Annotated in this window: 13 protein-coding genes; 2 read left to right on the forward strand and 11 right to left on the reverse strand. The window is 37.0% G+C overall.

Features of this window, described 5'->3' with window-relative positions; genetic code table 11:
- Positions 1–13: 13 nt before the first annotated feature.
- Genes CPT03_RS19990 through miaB form a run of 4 tightly spaced genes read right to left on the reverse strand, consistent with a single transcriptional unit; the run spans position 14 to position 4,357 of the window.
- Positions 14–1,123 (reverse strand): hypothetical protein, encoded by a 1,110-nt coding sequence (locus CPT03_RS19990; protein ID WP_099440481.1) that lies wholly within the window; start codon positions 1,121–1,123, stop codon positions 14–16.
- Between the two features lie 33 nt (positions 1,124–1,156).
- Positions 1,157–1,654, reverse strand: a complete 498-nt coding sequence (locus tag CPT03_RS19995; protein WP_099440482.1) for an LptE family protein — start codon at positions 1,652–1,654, stop codon at positions 1,157–1,159.
- 2 nt (positions 1,655–1,656) lie between these two features.
- A complete protein-coding gene (locus tag CPT03_RS20000; RefSeq protein ID WP_099440483.1) occupies positions 1,657–2,892 on the reverse strand; it encodes a sigma-54 interaction domain-containing protein in 1,236 nt (411 codons plus the stop codon).
- A 16-nt stretch (positions 2,893–2,908) separates the two neighbouring features.
- The gene (gene miaB, locus CPT03_RS20005) at positions 2,909–4,357 is read right to left on the reverse strand and encodes a tRNA (N6-isopentenyl adenosine(37)-C2)-methylthiotransferase MiaB (RefSeq protein ID WP_099440484.1); all 1,449 of its coding nucleotides are present in this window, start codon (positions 4,355–4,357) and stop codon (positions 2,909–2,911) included.
- Between the two features lie 307 nt (positions 4,358–4,664).
- Between miaB and CPT03_RS20010 the strand changes: the two genes are divergently transcribed.
- Together CPT03_RS20010 and CPT03_RS20015 are read left to right on the forward strand one after the other, a co-directional pair.
- On the forward strand, positions 4,665–6,473 hold the full coding sequence (locus CPT03_RS20010; protein ID WP_099440485.1) for a hypothetical protein: 1,809 nt from the start codon (positions 4,665–4,667) through the stop codon (positions 6,471–6,473).
- 45 nt (positions 6,474–6,518) lie between these two features.
- Positions 6,519–8,321 (forward strand): hypothetical protein, encoded by a 1,803-nt coding sequence (locus tag CPT03_RS20015; protein ID WP_099440486.1) that lies wholly within the window; start codon positions 6,519–6,521, stop codon positions 8,319–8,321.
- A 4-nt stretch (positions 8,322–8,325) separates the two neighbouring features.
- Here the strand turns inward: CPT03_RS20015 and CPT03_RS23185 are convergent, their stop codons facing one another.
- The 7 genes from CPT03_RS23185 to CPT03_RS23310 all read right to left on the reverse strand — a co-directional run bounded on the left by CPT03_RS23185 (position 8,326) and on the right by CPT03_RS23310 (position 15,609).
- Positions 8,326–8,610, reverse strand: coding sequence for a phytase (locus CPT03_RS23185; RefSeq protein WP_317044348.1), 285 nt, complete (start codon positions 8,608–8,610; stop codon positions 8,326–8,328).
- Positions 8,611–8,797: 187 nt separating this feature from the next.
- Entirely contained in the window at positions 8,798–9,607 is an 810-nt protein-coding gene (locus CPT03_RS20025) for a family 16 glycosylhydrolase (RefSeq protein WP_099440487.1), read from the reverse strand.
- Between the two features lie 28 nt (positions 9,608–9,635).
- A complete protein-coding gene (locus CPT03_RS20030) occupies positions 9,636–11,753 on the reverse strand; it encodes a DPP IV N-terminal domain-containing protein (protein ID WP_099441201.1) in 2,118 nt (705 codons plus the stop codon).
- A gap of 118 nt (positions 11,754–11,871) precedes the next feature.
- Positions 11,872–12,936 carry a branched-chain amino acid aminotransferase gene (locus CPT03_RS20035; protein WP_099440488.1) on the reverse strand — a complete coding sequence of 355 codons (1,065 nt, stop codon included), beginning with the start codon at positions 12,934–12,936 and terminating at the stop codon, positions 11,872–11,874.
- Between the two features lie 79 nt (positions 12,937–13,015).
- The gene (locus tag CPT03_RS20040) at positions 13,016–13,981 is read right to left on the reverse strand and encodes a tryptophan 2,3-dioxygenase family protein (RefSeq protein ID WP_099440489.1); all 966 of its coding nucleotides are present in this window, start codon (positions 13,979–13,981) and stop codon (positions 13,016–13,018) included.
- A gap of 1 nt (position 13,982) precedes the next feature.
- On the reverse strand, positions 13,983–15,281 hold the full coding sequence (locus CPT03_RS20045) for an HAD-IB family phosphatase (protein ID WP_099440490.1): 1,299 nt from the start codon (positions 15,279–15,281) through the stop codon (positions 13,983–13,985).
- A gap of 1 nt (position 15,282) precedes the next feature.
- Positions 15,283–15,609: a hypothetical protein gene (locus tag CPT03_RS23310; protein WP_317044312.1), complete on the reverse strand. Its 327-nt coding sequence runs from the start codon at positions 15,607–15,609 to the stop codon at positions 15,283–15,285.
- Between the last annotated feature and the right edge of the window lie 10 nt (positions 15,610–15,619).

A 15,619-nucleotide genomic window follows, 5' to 3' on the forward strand; every position in this document is an offset into this window, starting at 1 on the left:
TTATGTTAGGTTGTTAAATTTTTCTTTCTATCGATTGAATAAGGTCGGCAAAGTAACGGCTTTTTTCTGGAAACATCAAACTTAATTTTTCATAAGTCTCTATGGCCTTGTCATAAAGCATCTGTTCAATATAGATGTTTGCTAATGTTTCAGATACGAGATCATTATGATCCTCCGCACTTTTTTTAGCTTTATTCTCGTTATTTATTTGTTCTGGCTTCGGTGGACTTATCTGAGGCTCGTTCTTTATAAAGCTTTCTATAATTTCATCTCCCTTTGTGCGAGGTTTAAACTCACTTGCAGAATAGTCAATTTCCTCTTCATCAAATGGGCTTTGCATATGAAATATGTTCTCTACATATTGCTGCTGCAGCTCATTTGCTTTTTTGTTTACATCAGGCTTTTCTTCTTTCTTCACCTGTTTAGGTGAGGCATAAGGTTGAAATATTTGTTGATGCTCTTTTCTTGTTTTGGCCAACCACCATAAAAATGTATAGGGAAGCTGATCATCATCATATTTACTGATTACAATGGTATCATCTTCTTCTACTGATTCTGTTTCCTGATATTCTTCAATTTGAGTAACCTCCAGAGTTTCCGGTGCAGGCTCAACTTTAAAGTTTTCCTGAAAAGCAAAGAAATCTGTGGCAACAATGTTCTCTAAAACAAGATCATCCTCTCGTTTTTCTCTACTTTCCTGATTATATTCACTGATATCAACCTCACCAATTTCATCAAAAACCTCCTGATCATCGGTTATCTGCAATTCTTCCGATTCGCCTGGAACCTCGTCAATAATAACTTCGTCTAAAGTTTCCGGATCATTGCCAAAAGGACTTGAAAAAGAGTGGCTGATGATATTGAAGTCACCCGATTCCAGAGATTCTGTTTCGTGAAGAAAATTATGAAGTAGTTGTCCGTTAGTATATAAAGCAGCTGTGGCGAGATTAGCATTGCCCGAGTTGGTATTTAAAGAAGCTTTTGCCAGAAGAAGATGAACAGGCTGAAAATAAGGATGCTGCTTAGCAAAATCTTGCAGCATAGCGGAATCATGCTGAGAAACTTTCTCAGGCGCGGCAATCAATTCTGCCAGCTTTTCTTTAATGTTTATATCCTGCTCCACGCTGCTAAGTTAACAATTGATCTCTATTTTAACCTACCATTGTGCGAAAGCCCTGTTAAAAATATCTTCATTAAGCTGAGCAGTAACGTCTTTAATTAGACCCGGTTCTTGTGCCTGTAAATTTCCGGCTAGTTTAAAATCCTTATGACGTTCAAAAGATTGCTCAAAGCTTTTTGTGGGATCAAGATTGTTTACATACTTAACATTAACCGTTATAGATAACCTGTTTGCGCCTGCTGTAGGTTGCTTGTTGTCAGTTATTGCTACAGGAGTAATACTATATCCGGTAATATTTCCAGAAAAAACACCGTGAGCATCATTCGGCGTAATGCTTAAGCTGGTTTGATTCCTGATGCGTGTTTTCAATTCCTCAGTAAACTGTGAGCTTAAAGATGCTACCACTAAAGGCGCATTGTTCTCGAAAACATTAACACTAATCGTTTTCATCCCCTCTGGAATGGAAATTCCTTTTAGCCCTACTGTACAGCTGCTAAAAAGGAATAATAATATGATTATAGATAAATTTCTCATCCTTAATTTAAATTCAGTTCTTTAATTTTTCTATATAATGTACGTTCAGAGATACCTAATTCCTGAGCAGCAAACTTGCGTTTTCCTTTATGCTTTCTCAGTGCTTTTTTAATCAGGTCAGATTCCTTGTCTATTAATGATAATGATTCCTCAACTTCTTCTGCTTCATGAGTATAGTTGTAATCAACCGGTGCGTTTTGAACTGGTTTTTTAATAGTAAGAGTTGGTTGCTCACTACCAAAAGTTTGATCTACCTCTTGGTAAAGCTGATTAATGTAATGAGGATTGTCAGCCATGATGTGCGAAGTATTACCTCCGCTCTGGATGATTTCGGCAACCAGTTTTTTCAATTCCATCATGTCTTTTTTCATATCAAAAAGTACCTTGTAAAGAATATCTCTTTCGGTATAATCTTCCTTGCTACTGCCATTAATTGCTACAGGTAGGTTGGTGGCACTTTCATTTGGAATATAATTCAGTAGAGCCGTTGCACTAACATTTCTTTCTTTTTCGAGAACGCAGATTTGTTCAGCAATATTTTTTAGTTGCCTTACATTTCCAGGCCAGCTGTAATTGCTTAGTATCTGTATTGCTTCGGGCTCAAGCTGTATGCCGGGGCTGCGGTACTTATCACTAAAATCCGCGGCAAACTTTCTAAATAATAAATAAATATCCTCTTTGCGCTCGTGCAAAGCAGGAATACGCAAGGGAACAGTATTTAATCTATAATATAAATCTTCGCGGAACTTGCCGGATTTTACACGATTATAAACATCAACGTTAGTTGCTGCAATAATTCGCACATCTGTTTTTTGTACTTTAGAAGAGCCAACTCTAAGGTATTCACCACTCTCGAGAATACGTAACAGACGAGCCTGAGTACCTAATGGTAATTCCGCAACCTCATCAAGGAAAATAGTACCACCATTTGCTACCTCAAAATAGCCTTTACGGGCCTCATGTGCCCCGGTAAAAGATCCTTTTTCGTGACCGAATAATTCCGAGTCAATAGTTCCTTCAGGAATAGCACCGCAGTTCACTGCAATAAAAGCCCCGTGTTTGCGCGTACTCATCTGGTGAATGATGTGAGAGAAAACCTCTTTACCACTACCACTTTCACCGGTAATTAAAACAGACATGTCGGTTGGAGCAACCTGCCTGGCAATATCTATAGCCCGGTTTAATAGTGGAGAACCACCAATTATCCCAAAACGATTTTTTATGTCTTGTACGTCCAATGTAATCTGTGTTTAATTAAACAATCTCAGGTTCTTCAACAACAACAGTCCCCAATAGGGTAGCTGATGTACAACGTTCAATATATACATTTACATATTGCCCTGCTGCAACACCCTCTGTTGCCGGGAAAACCACCATTGCATTCTGGTCATTTCTACCACAAAAATCTTTATCCGATTTCTTAGAAGTCCCCTCAACTAAAATCCTAACAGTTTTTCCAACAAATTGTTGTAAACGATATAAAGAAGTTTCTTGTTGTTTAAGTAAAATTTCACTCAATCTGCGCTTTTTAACCTCTTCTGGAATATCATCTTCGAGTTTACGGGCAGCCAGAGTTCCCGGACGCTCAGAATAGCTAAAGGTAAACGCGAAATCATATTTCACATAATCCATAATGCTAAGCGTTTCCTGATGCTCTTCTTCCGTTTCTGTACAAAATCCGGCAATAATATCTGATGAAATAGCACAGTCAGGAATAATATTTCTAATGGCATCAATCCTGTTAATGTACCACTCTCTTGTATAAGTACGGTTCATTAATTCCAATACCCTACTGCTTCCTGACTGAACAGGCAAGTGAATATAATTACAGATATTATCGTGTTTAGCGATAGTATATAAAACTTCGTCAGTAATATCTTTAGGGTGAGAAGTAGAGAAACGAATTCTTAATTCGGGACTAATCAAAGCAACTTTTTCAAGTAATTGAGCAAAGTTAACCTCAATTTCAGCACTATCATCAGCATCATTACCTTTCCACTTATAAGAATCTACATTCTGACCAAGTAAAGTAACCTCTTTATAGCCATTGTTAAATAAGTCCTGAGCTTCGGCAATAATCGAGTGCGGGTCTCTGCTACGCTCGCGACCTCTTGTAAAAGGTACTACACAAAAAGAACACATATTATCGCAGCCGCGCATAATGGAAATAAATGCAGTAATGCCGTTTCCGTTTAACCTAACCGGACTAATGTCTGCATAAGTTTCTTCACGAGACAATAGCACATTTATAGCTTTATGTCCACTTTCTACTTCATTTAATAATTGCGGTAATTCACGGTATGCATCTGGTCCAACAACCACATCAACTAACTTTTCTTCTTCCAGAAATTTTGATTTCAAGCGTTCAGCCATGCAGCCCAGAACGCCTACAATAAGTTTAGGATTTCTACGCTTTTCAACACCAAATTGTGATAAGCGGTTACGAACTCTTTGCTCTGCATTTTCGCGGATAGAGCAAGTATTTATAAAAACCACATCAGCCTCCTTATAGTCGCCTGTAGTTTCAAATCCCTGATCTAATAAAATAGATGCAACAATTTCACTATCGGCAAAATTCATTTGGCAACCATAACTTTCAATATACAGTTTGCGGCCATTGCGCACTAAAGGTGCATCAACAATTAAAGCCTCGCCCTGGCGCTCTTCATCATGTGTTTTATCTGTCAACTGTAAATCAATCATAAATGGTCAATTGTTTTATGGGCTTCAAAAATACATAATTTAATTTACAAATGACAAATTGGCAGTGATTTTACATTCAAATGAAATGCTTATTAAACCCAGGACTGCTTCTATGCCTCAATAGTCTAAACAATACATTTAGTATTGGGTTATTATTGCGAATACTTTTGGTTTGTTTTGCTTTTTTCCTGCTTAAGCAAAACAATAGCAAAAGAAAAGCAAAAGGATAGCAAAAGAAATGTATGACTTTTTATAGGCAAACATTGTGCCTGCAGCCATTGTTACTATACTTTAATACTTAAAGCTTATGGTTCAGAACAAAGCAGGAAAGTACAGATTGTTAAAATGGATAGGTGGCGTTTTAGGTGGTTTAATTCTTATTATCGCTGGGGTAGCCTTATATTTCAGTGCGAAATGGAAACCGCTACTTACCGAAAAGATAAAAGATGGGGTTTACAATGGCTCACAAAAGCTTTACACAATTAATTTTAAAGATATTCATCTTAATCTGATAACCGGAAGTGCGGTTCTGGATAGTGTTACGCTAACTCCTGATACGACTGTTTTTAATCAGCTAAAGGAATTGAAACTTGCCCCTGCCAATTTGTTTCAAATAAAACTGGCGCGTCTGCAGTTAACTAGAATTGGTGTGCTCACAGCTTATTTTAAGAAACAGGTAGTAATGAATTCTATTGTTCTGGAGCAACCATCAATTAATATGATCCATTATAAAGTCAAAAAAATTGACAGCGCTGCTGATGAGAGGAGTTTGTATGATCAGATATCTAAAACACTTAAATCGATTCATGTAAAGGCCATTAAAATAGTAGATGCTGATTTTGATTACATCAACGGAGCTACGTCTAAACCTTTAAATTCTATAAAGCACTTAAATGTCAATATTAAAGATCTACTCATTGATTCGCTTTCTAAGTTTGATACCACACGCTTTTATTATACAAAGGATATTGGTTTTGAATTGACCGGCTACAAATCTACAGGTAAGGATAAAATGTATACCCTGAAAATAGATACGGTGGCCGGTTCAGTAAAAGATAAATCTATTCGTGTAAAGGGCTTACAAATGATTCCACTTTATCCTGATCTTGAATTTAGCAGAAAGTATCAATATGGAAAAGACAGATATGATCTAACTTTTAATGAAATAGCTTTAGCAGGGGTAGATTTTACTAAACTAAGTGCCGAGGGCAATCTATATGCAAGAATTTTAAAGATAGGCCCTGCAAAGGCGGCGATATTTGTTAACAGGGAGTTGCCTCCACCTCCTAATTTTGATAAGGCTCATAACTTTCCGCATGTAGCGCTTAAGAGATTACCTATTCAGACTATTGTTGATACTGTTAAGTTAACCAACATCGATGTTGCTTATACAGAATACAATCCTATAACCCAAAAAAGAGGAACGGTATACTTCCAGAACCTTAGCGGAAATATTCTCAACTTAACTAATGATTCGCTTCAGGTGGCAAAAAACAATCATGCTGTTGCCAATCTAACAGCACTGGTAATGAAAACAAGTAGGATCAGAGTTGCTATAAACTTTAACCTGACGGATAAAAATGCCTCTTTTACCTATAAGGGGAATGTAGCACCAATGAATATGATGGTTTTAAATCCGATGGCAAAAAATATGGGGTTAGTTGAAATTGAGAGTGGTCAAATGCAGGGTACTGATTTTGATATTCAGGCTAATGTAAATGGAGCTTCGGGGATTGTTCATTTCTATTATAAAGACCTTAAAATAAAATTGCTTAAAGAGGGTGAAAATGGAGGAATAGGCAAGAAGAAAGGGTTTTTGTCTTTTCTGGCCAACAGCCTTTTAATTGAAGATGCAAACCCCTCAAAAGGAGAGGCTCCTAGAACAGCCAGAATTACTTTTCAAAGAACTCCTGCCGCCTCATTTTTTAATCTATTATGGAAAGGCGTTTTTGTAGGTATGAGGGAAACCGTTGGGTTAGGTATTGTACCTGTAAAAACACCGGAAGAAGCAATGGAAAAAGTAAAAGATAAAAAACAGGAGCGACGTGAGAAAAGAGAAGAAAGAAGAAAAGAACGAGCCGAAAAAAGGGCAGAGAAAAAAAAGACTGACACCTAGCGCCTGATTAATAAATTCGTATATTAGGTTAAACCACTAAGGCCTATGATCAAAAAAGTCCGAAAGAGTTACAATACGCTTAAATGGGTTTCCGGGATCATGCTTTTCTTTATTTTATTGTTGGTTGCTGCATCCAGGCATTTGAGTGTCAGGTTTCAACCGATAATCAAGGCACAAGTCAGAGACCTGGTTTTAAATGCTACTGACAGCTTGTATCGCATAGAATTTTCGGACGTAAGTACTAATTTTATTACCGGCAGAGCATCGTTATCTGATGTTAAAATTACTCCTGATACTAACATTCTAAAAAAAATGGTTGGACTGAAACATGCTCCAAACAATATCTATTATATACAATTAAAAGAACTTGCTATAAAGAACTTTCACCCTTTTAATCTTCTGCGATATAAGAAAGTAAAAATTGATCTTCTGTTGTTTGATAATCCGGAAATTATAATGGTAAATAAACAATTGGAGTTTAATGAGCTTAAAAAACCATTTTCTGATAAATCACCCTACGATTATATTTCTAAATTTGTTAAAGAGCTTAAAGTAAAAACTATCGACCTTAAAAATATCAGCTTTAAATATGTTAATAAAAACTTAGCTGTTCCCGAGGTTGATTCTATTAAGAATTTAAATGTCACACTAAAAAATTGGTTGATCGATAAAAACTCTGTAAGAGATACCAGTCGATTTTACTTGCTTAAAGATGTTGTTATAAATTTAAATAATTACTCTTTTGCAACGCCTGATAGTTTGTATCATATCAATCTTAATCAGTTAGATTTTAGGGCATCCTCCGGGAAACTCAATGTAAAGAGTTTTAGTGTTGTTCCTCGTTATACCGAAATGGATTTCGGAAGAACCGTAGGCTTTTCAAAAGACAGGTTCGATATTCAAATGAGCAATATTAGTTTAGAAGGGATTAACTTGCCCTTGTATGTTCGTAAACAAGAGCTTTATGCTACAGAGATGAATGTTGACAATGGTTCTATATCCGTTTTTAATAATAATGAACTCCCTAAAAAAACTGAAATAAAGATTGGAAAGTATCCTCACCAGCTGTTGCAAAAGTTTAAGGGCTTGCTTACCATTAAACAACTTAATTTAAGTAATGTTGATTTAACTTATGCCGAGTTTGACCGGGCGAGTAAACAAAAGGGAAAGATTACTTTTGAAAAGACTTCGGGAAGTATAACTAACATAACCAACTCCGAAAAGATCAAGAGTAAAAACCCTTATATGTTTGCCAATTTAACCAGCTATATGATGGGGCAGGGCAAACTAAACGTTAATTTCAGATTTGATCTTACTGCTAACGATGGTGCTTTTTCTTATTCCGGAACTTTGGGTGAAATGGATGGAAGAACCCTCAACAGAATTACCAAACCACTGGGAATGGTTGAGGTTAAAAGCGGGCGTGTTAAGAAACTAGAATTTGATATCACGGCTAATGATAACCTTGCAGAAGGTAAAGTGAAATTTGCATTTAATGATCTTTCAGTAGCTTTACTGAAAAAAGAAGAAGGGCGTGATCATTTAGTTAAACAAGGATTAATGTCTTTTTTAGCAAATGCAATGATCATTAATTCGGATAATCCTAAGTCAGATGGCGTGCTTGTAGCAACTCCAATAAAATTTGAACGACAAAAAACAGCTTCTTTTTTTAGTTTTATCTGGAAAACCCTTTTTCAGGGGATAAAGCATAGTGTTGGTGTAACACCTGAAAAGGAAAAGAAGATAAAAGAACAAATCGCAAAATTCGAGAAGATAAAGGTAGATCGTGAGAAACGTCGGATGATAAGGCTAAAAAGAAAGGCCATTCGGGAAAAGAATGGCCTCTGAGACTTTAATTAATCTTTAGTATTTTACCTGCAATGTCTTCCCATCTGTAATACTGAAATGTCTTGTTATCGCTCATGGCGACAAAAATCCCATGCTTAAAATCATCGTTAAGTGGCTTTGAATAGATGTCGGAGCCGTCACTTTGATTGGTAGATACCTTAATGCTGGTAATGAGTTGGTGGTCATTTCTATTTTTAACACCTTCTCTGCTGTAAACTTTAAATTGGTTTGCACTTTGATCTGACACGAGAATATAACCTGTTGAGTCAGTTGTTTTATAGATGCTGATGCCCTCGTTATCTTCAGTAAAACCCTCTTTGGCAAATCCCGGTACATCTCGCCTTGTTCTCCTTCATATACAGCAATCCCTCCATTATCTAAAGGTTTCATATCAGGTAATGAATAGATGCGGAGTTTGTGTGTCATCCTCTCAGTCGTAACCGCAATGTCTGTTTTCTTGCCGCCCAACATCAAGCTTAATCTAACTTGTAAACACGAACGTAATCAATAGAGAATTTCTGGGCGAATATAGAATCATCAATATCACCACCCCATGAGCCACCAATTGCAGTATTCATTAAAAGGTATAATGGAGAAGTAAACGAATCTTTATAGGCAGTTGCAGGAGCCGCCATGCTGAAATAGTATTGGTTGTCCATAAAAACCTTTACGCTATCGCCTCTTCTTTCTAGTCCATAAACATGATATTTCTTATTAATATCATCAACTTTTATGTTAGAGCCATTGCTTTTATGGCCATTAGGATCTTTTAAACTGGTATCTGACCAATGTAAAGTTCCATAAATAGTTGAAGGCGTATGGCCTACAAATTCCATAATATCAAACTCTACACATTTGGGCCAGCCTATCTGTTTTATGTTTGATCCCATCATCCAAAGGGCGGGCCATATGCCCTTTCCTGATGGGATCTTTGCTCTTATTTCAACTCTGATATCTCCGGCAAAATGTTGTTTGCCAAGTGTATTAATACTTGCCGAAGTATAATCAGCGTCCTTATATTTTTCCTTTAGCGATTTAATAACAAGCTTACCGCGTTTTACGTAACAGTTTTTCAGTCGTGCCCGTGTATAAAACTGTTTTTCATTGTTTCTTACAAATCCTTCTTCATAGTCCCATTTTGTAGAATCGGGAAGGCCTTTGTAATTGAATTCATCACTCCATATCAAAGTTCCGCCTTTTTCTATGGCCCCGGATTTAGTTTGAGCAATACCAGACAAGGCAGACATTAACAGTACAGTTCCAATAAAACAGTTAAATGCTTTCATAATAACTAAAGATGATAAATATTTAGATTTATTTAAGTAACTCTTCTGGTACAGGTTTGTTCAAGAGATTTTGGTAGTAAAAGCGAAAACGCTCAGCCTTATCATGAGCAGATTTAACGCCTCCCCATCCATGCCTTCCACCCGGATAGATCATTAATTCAAAATGTTTGTTCGCATTTTGAAGCTTATCTATAAACTGTATTGTATTCTGCATATGAACATTGTCGTCCATATCACCATGCATAACTCTAAGCAGACCTTTGTAGTTATTTACATAAGTTAGTACCGATCCGTTTTTATAACCTTCAGGATTTTCCTGAGGAGTATCCATAAAGCGCTCAGTATAATGAGAATCATAAAGTTCCCAGCTGGTAACAGGTGCTCCGGCATAGCCGAAATCAAAATCATCAGCTCCTTTAGTCAATGCCAGGCAAGTCATATAGCCGCCATAGCTGTGGCCTGTAATTAGTAGTTTTTTGTTGTCAATCCAGGTTTGGGCTTTTAACCATTTTGCTGCGGTGGTATAATCTTTCATTTCCCATTTACCAAGGTTGCGGTGCATTAAAGCGACGCCTTCTTTACCAAATTGACCTGATGCACGGTGATCTACAGAGATTTGTACAATTCCTTCATTGGCCCACCATTGTCCGCCAATTCCTTTCCAGGTATTAGTTACTGTACCTGCATTTGGTCCGCCATAAATACTCATCACTACGGGATATTTTTTGTTCTGATCAAAATCTGTCGGGTACGTTATTACGGCTGGTAAGTTATAGCCATCATCAGTAGGGATGGTTATCATCTCGGTTTTGCCATAATTGAACTGTGCAAAGTCATCAGATTTACTGTCACCAAGTTCTTTAATAATCTTTCCTTTATTGTTTAACAATGTCCTTTTAGTAGGGGTAGAAACATTGGAATAATTAGTAATGAAATAGGAACCCTTAGGCGACATCATTACCTGATGGGAATAATCGCCAAATGATAAACGTTTTAAGTTCCTGCCATTATAGTCTACACTATAAAAGTCAGTTCTTGTCGAAGCTTCCTTGCGTGCCATAAAGTAAACAACTTTATTTTTCTCATCAACATGAACAAGGTTAGTAACCTGCCATTTACCGGAGGTTAGCGGATTTACCAGTTTTCCATCTAAAGTGTATAAATAGAAATGTGCCCATCCCGTTTTATCACTCTTAAGGATATAATGTTTTTTATCTTCAAGATACTCGATACGGCCATCATAATCTAAATCTACCCACGAAGGCTGTTTCTCATCATATATTTCTTTTTTAGAACCATTTGCAGGGTTTACCGAATAAAATTTTAAATTATCCTGTCCGCGGTTCATCCATTGCACCATTAAATTGCTTCCGTCAAAACTCCAGTAAGGGGTGCCAAAGTATTGATCGTCTTTTTCGTTAAAATCTGCCCATACTACAGAACCTCCGGCTACGGGAACAAACCCTACTTTAACTTCCGGATTCGGATCGCCTGCCTTTGGATAGCGCGTTTTTTCTGTATAACCATGCTGACCTGTTGATCCATTAATTGGAAACATAGGAACCTTGGTGTCATCAAAACGCATAAAAGCGATGTTCTTACTATCTGGCGACCACCAGAAGGCTTTATAATTTGTAGATCGGCCAAGAATCTCCTCGTAATAAACCCAGGATGACCAACCGTTGTAAATTACATCAGTTCCATCATTAGTATACCTTACCTCTTTTCCTGTTTCAATATCAACCGAATAAAGATCATTATTTCTTGTAAATGCTACATGTTTACCGTCTGGCGATAATGTAGGGTTCTTCTCCTCATCTTTATCATTCGTTAGGCGTTTTGGTTCATCTTGGCCGTATTGTATGTAAATATCATTGTTTTTTACAGATAGGTTTACATTGCTCTTTGGTGGCGGAGTGTATGGGGTTCTTTCACCAGATTTAACATCTACAGCATATAAGTTACGGTCTTTGGTATCCATTTCAATGTAATGATTGTCATCACTCCACCCGGTTACTATATTCATGGATTTTGTTAGCGATGGCTGACCACCGAATATTTGTTGTTGTGAAAGTTTTTTAAGCTGAGCCTCTGATCTGATAATAAATAACGACATAGCTAAACAAGTAAGTAATATTTTTTTCATGCTATAGGTACTGTTGATTTTGATATTGCGCCTTGGCGTGGCGAAAATTACTAAAGTTTTTATAAAAAAGGCGTCCTTGAAAAGGACGCCCTGTAACATTATAAAGATAATCTAACGATTATACAATCCAGTTCCAACCGAATTCATCAGGAACTAATCCGTAACGAATATCGTTCAGTGTTTTAGCAATACCTGCTGAAACGGTACGTGTAGAAGGATCAGTTAATGTATAAACTTTACCTTGATAGCCGATTTCTCCGATTGGAGTTACCGTTGCCGCAGTTCCTGCTGCAAAAGCATCAGTTAGTCTGCCATTTTCAATTCCTTCAATAACTTCTTTTACACTGATACGTCTTTCTTCAACTTCAATACCTGCTTTTTTAGCAAGTGTGATGATTGTATCACGTGTTACGCCATCCAGAACTGTACTTCTTACTGAAGGAGTTACCAGTTTGCCATCGATTACGAAAATCAGGTTCGCTGTACCAGCTTCTTCAATAAACTCATGAGAAGCAGCATCAGTCCAGATTAACTGATCAAAGCCTTCTTTTTGAGCTTCAGCAAATGGATATAAAGAACGGGCATAATTGCCGGCAGTTTTAGCATAGCCAACACCACCATCATCAGCACGGGTAAATTCAGTTTCAATTTTAACTTTTAAAGCTTTGCTGTAGTATGGACCTGTTGGGGTAGTTAATAGAGCAAAAGTATACTTGTCTGATGCTTTAACACCTAAATAAGGGTCTGTAGCAAACATTACCGGACGAATGTATAGAGAATAGCCTTCCTGATTTGGGACCCAATTGTTATCAATCTCAATCAGTGCTGCAATTCCCTGCATAAAAATATCCTGAGGGATGCTTGGCATAGCCATGCGTGTTGCTGATTTATTGAAACGCTCAAAGTTTTTCTCAGCTCTGAAAACACTGACTTTTCCGTCAGCTAAACGATAAGCTTTTAAACCTTCAAAAATTGCCTGACCGTAGTGAAGCGCAGAAATTGCAGGGCTCATAGGAATTGGGCCATAAGGTAATACCTGTAGGTTTGTCCACTCACCATTTTCGTATTCTGCAATAAACATGTGGTCGGAAAACACCTTTCCGAAAGGTAATTGAGAAAAATCTGTTACTGTTAATCTGGTCTGCTCAGTTTTGGTTACTGTTATATCCAATGTCTCGTTCATTTTGACTTGTATTTTATTGCTGCAAATTTAATAAAAAAAAGCCTTGTTTGTTCCTTATTATTTTGCATTTTAATAATGCTTATGCCTCATTTTTAAGTGTTTTCAATACACTAAGCACCCAACCCTTACCCCATTCGTCCATTTGTTCTTCAGTCCACAGAAAGGGATAGAAAATTCTTTTCTGAAAGCGTGGAGGTAAATACTTCTGCCAGTTCGTGCCGCCGGTAGCCGCAATATCAACCGGATCTCTTTCCAGATATCTTACCGCCGATTTATAATGAGACAAAGGCCACTCCACATTAACATATAAATCGAGTTTTCTAAGTTCATCTGCCAAGGCAGAAACATCGTGTCCCTGCTCTAATAATTTATGATACAAAGCAGAAAAATTACTTTCCTTTCTATCTTTTACCAACTGTAAAAACTGAGTGGCATACTTCTGTATAAACTGTTTTAAAGTAAGGGTTTGTTTACCACTTGCCAGTTCTGTAGCTCCGAATTTCCAATAAATAAATTCAAATTGTTCTTCAACACTTTTATCTGCAAGTTCTTCTCTTTTGCTTTTATCAACCAGCCTGATAAAATCTGTTGCACAAATCTCTATCATTCGGTATTGGCCCGATTGGAAGCCACTTGCAGGTAATAATGACATTCTGAATTTCAGAAATTGATCTTTATCCATCCCGTTCACCATCACTTCAAATGAGGTAGTTAACGCATTAAAATAAGAATTAATGCGTTTTACCCTTTCAGTAAAGAACTGAACAGTTAATTTTTCATTATTGGCAATCTGTTTACATTCATGAAGTGTAAGTTTAAAATATAACTCAGTAATCTGATGGTACATGATAAAAATCTCTTCATCAGGAAAAGGGGTTTTTGGATTTTGCAGGCTCAGTAAAGTATCCAGGTGGATATAATCCCAGTAAGTTAAGAAATCAGCATACAACAAACCATCCAGATATGCCGACATATCCTGGCCCATTGCTGCATATTTCTCCTGCAGTTTATCCAGCTTTTCCTTTATCTGAGGTGTAAGTTCCATCCTAATATAAAACCCTGAATTTTATAGTATGTTCAATCTTTTTTAATGATTTAAACAATTGCTTGTCATACTGAGCATTAATGTCTGTAATCACATAGCCAATTTCAGCATTAGTCATCAGGAACTGACCTACAATGTTAATGTCATGTTTGGCAAAAACAGTATTAATTTTGGCCATAATACCCGGTACGTTTTTATGAATGTGTATTAGTCTGTGCGATTTCTCGATTCTTGGCAATTGCAGGTTCGGGAAATTGCTGCTCAGATAACTGGTGCCTGTGTTCATAAAATCTATCATCCTTTTTGGAATGAAATCGATATTACGAGGATTATGTTTAGGATCATCAAAAACTACAATACCCTGTTCAGTACAGGTAGAAATGTCAACCTTATTTTTTGCGCTGCCCAGGTAACCAATGGTTTTAAGCTTAACGGCTCTTTTTAATTTTTCAAGATCAATTTTTTCGCCATCGGCCAATAACATCATGTGTACATCAGGTACATACTTCTCTTCAAAAGTAGTTTTATGACGAACAGAAAAGCCATCTTTTTTAAGCAGCTCAATAGTTAATGGGTCTGCATCACCAATAATCAGGCACAGGATCCTGTTTTTAGGATATGAAATTGCCCGTGGTAAATTGTTGACATATAAGAACTCATCAAAACTTGGGGTAATATGGTCGGCCTTTTTAACAATGCTTTCTCTCGAAATGTTCTCAGTAAACGCATAAAACTTCTTTATCAAACCACTTTCGCGAAGCTGAAAATCCGAATAGCCATCACCAATACCGTAAAGATCTCCCTCAAGGTTTAGCTGTTGCATTAGTTTAACCTTACCACCTTCTTCACTTAATGGGTTAGAGTGGTCGTAATCAATTATTTTTCCATCACCTGTAGTTACAAAAGTATTAGCGTAGATGTTTTCTTTTTTAATGTGGAACTTACTTACTACCGGGGTAATGAATTCTTTAAAACCACCAGAAACGATCAAAACCTCATCAGCATGTTTTTTAAAGAACTCGGCATTGCGCGAAAAAGAGGCAGAAACCTTTTTCTTTAAATGCGTAATTAGTTGTTTCAGGTGATCTTCATTAGCCTCAAGAAGTTTAACCCTTTGAGCCAAGCTCTCGCCAAATGAAAGTTTTCCTTCCATTGCAAGGTTGGTGTAGTCTTCAATCTTCTGAAAAATAGCATCTTTCTCTGGATGCTTTTTTAAAGAGATACGGGCTAGCTCATCTAATGCCTCAACCTGTGTAAAGGTGCTGTCAAAATCAATAATGTAAATATTTTTTTGCTTCATTTTAGTTGTTCTTTAACCCCCTGCAAACTTCTTCAATACTTTGCTTAAGCGGTTTAAATTGTATTCCGATTGTATGCTTTATTTTTTCGTTACTATATAAGCTTTCATTTAAGCTGCTTCTTGCCGCATCGCTTGTTAATGCTGCAGGTTTGCCGGTAAACAGAGATGCCAGCTTTGCTGCCCTCCATGCAATGCCAAGCATCCATGGCTTTGCTTCTTTTGAAGGTGCCTTTACATTAAAGCCCTGAGCAATTTCTCCAAAAAACTGTTGATAATGATAGTTCTCAGAAGATATGGTGTAGCGTTCGCCGGTTTCTTTACTGTTCATTAATGAAATC

The sequence above is a fragment of the Pedobacter ginsengisoli genome, from assembly GCF_002736205.1.
GTDB classification, from domain to species: Bacteria; Bacteroidota; Bacteroidia; order Sphingobacteriales; family Sphingobacteriaceae; genus Pedobacter; species Pedobacter ginsengisoli_A.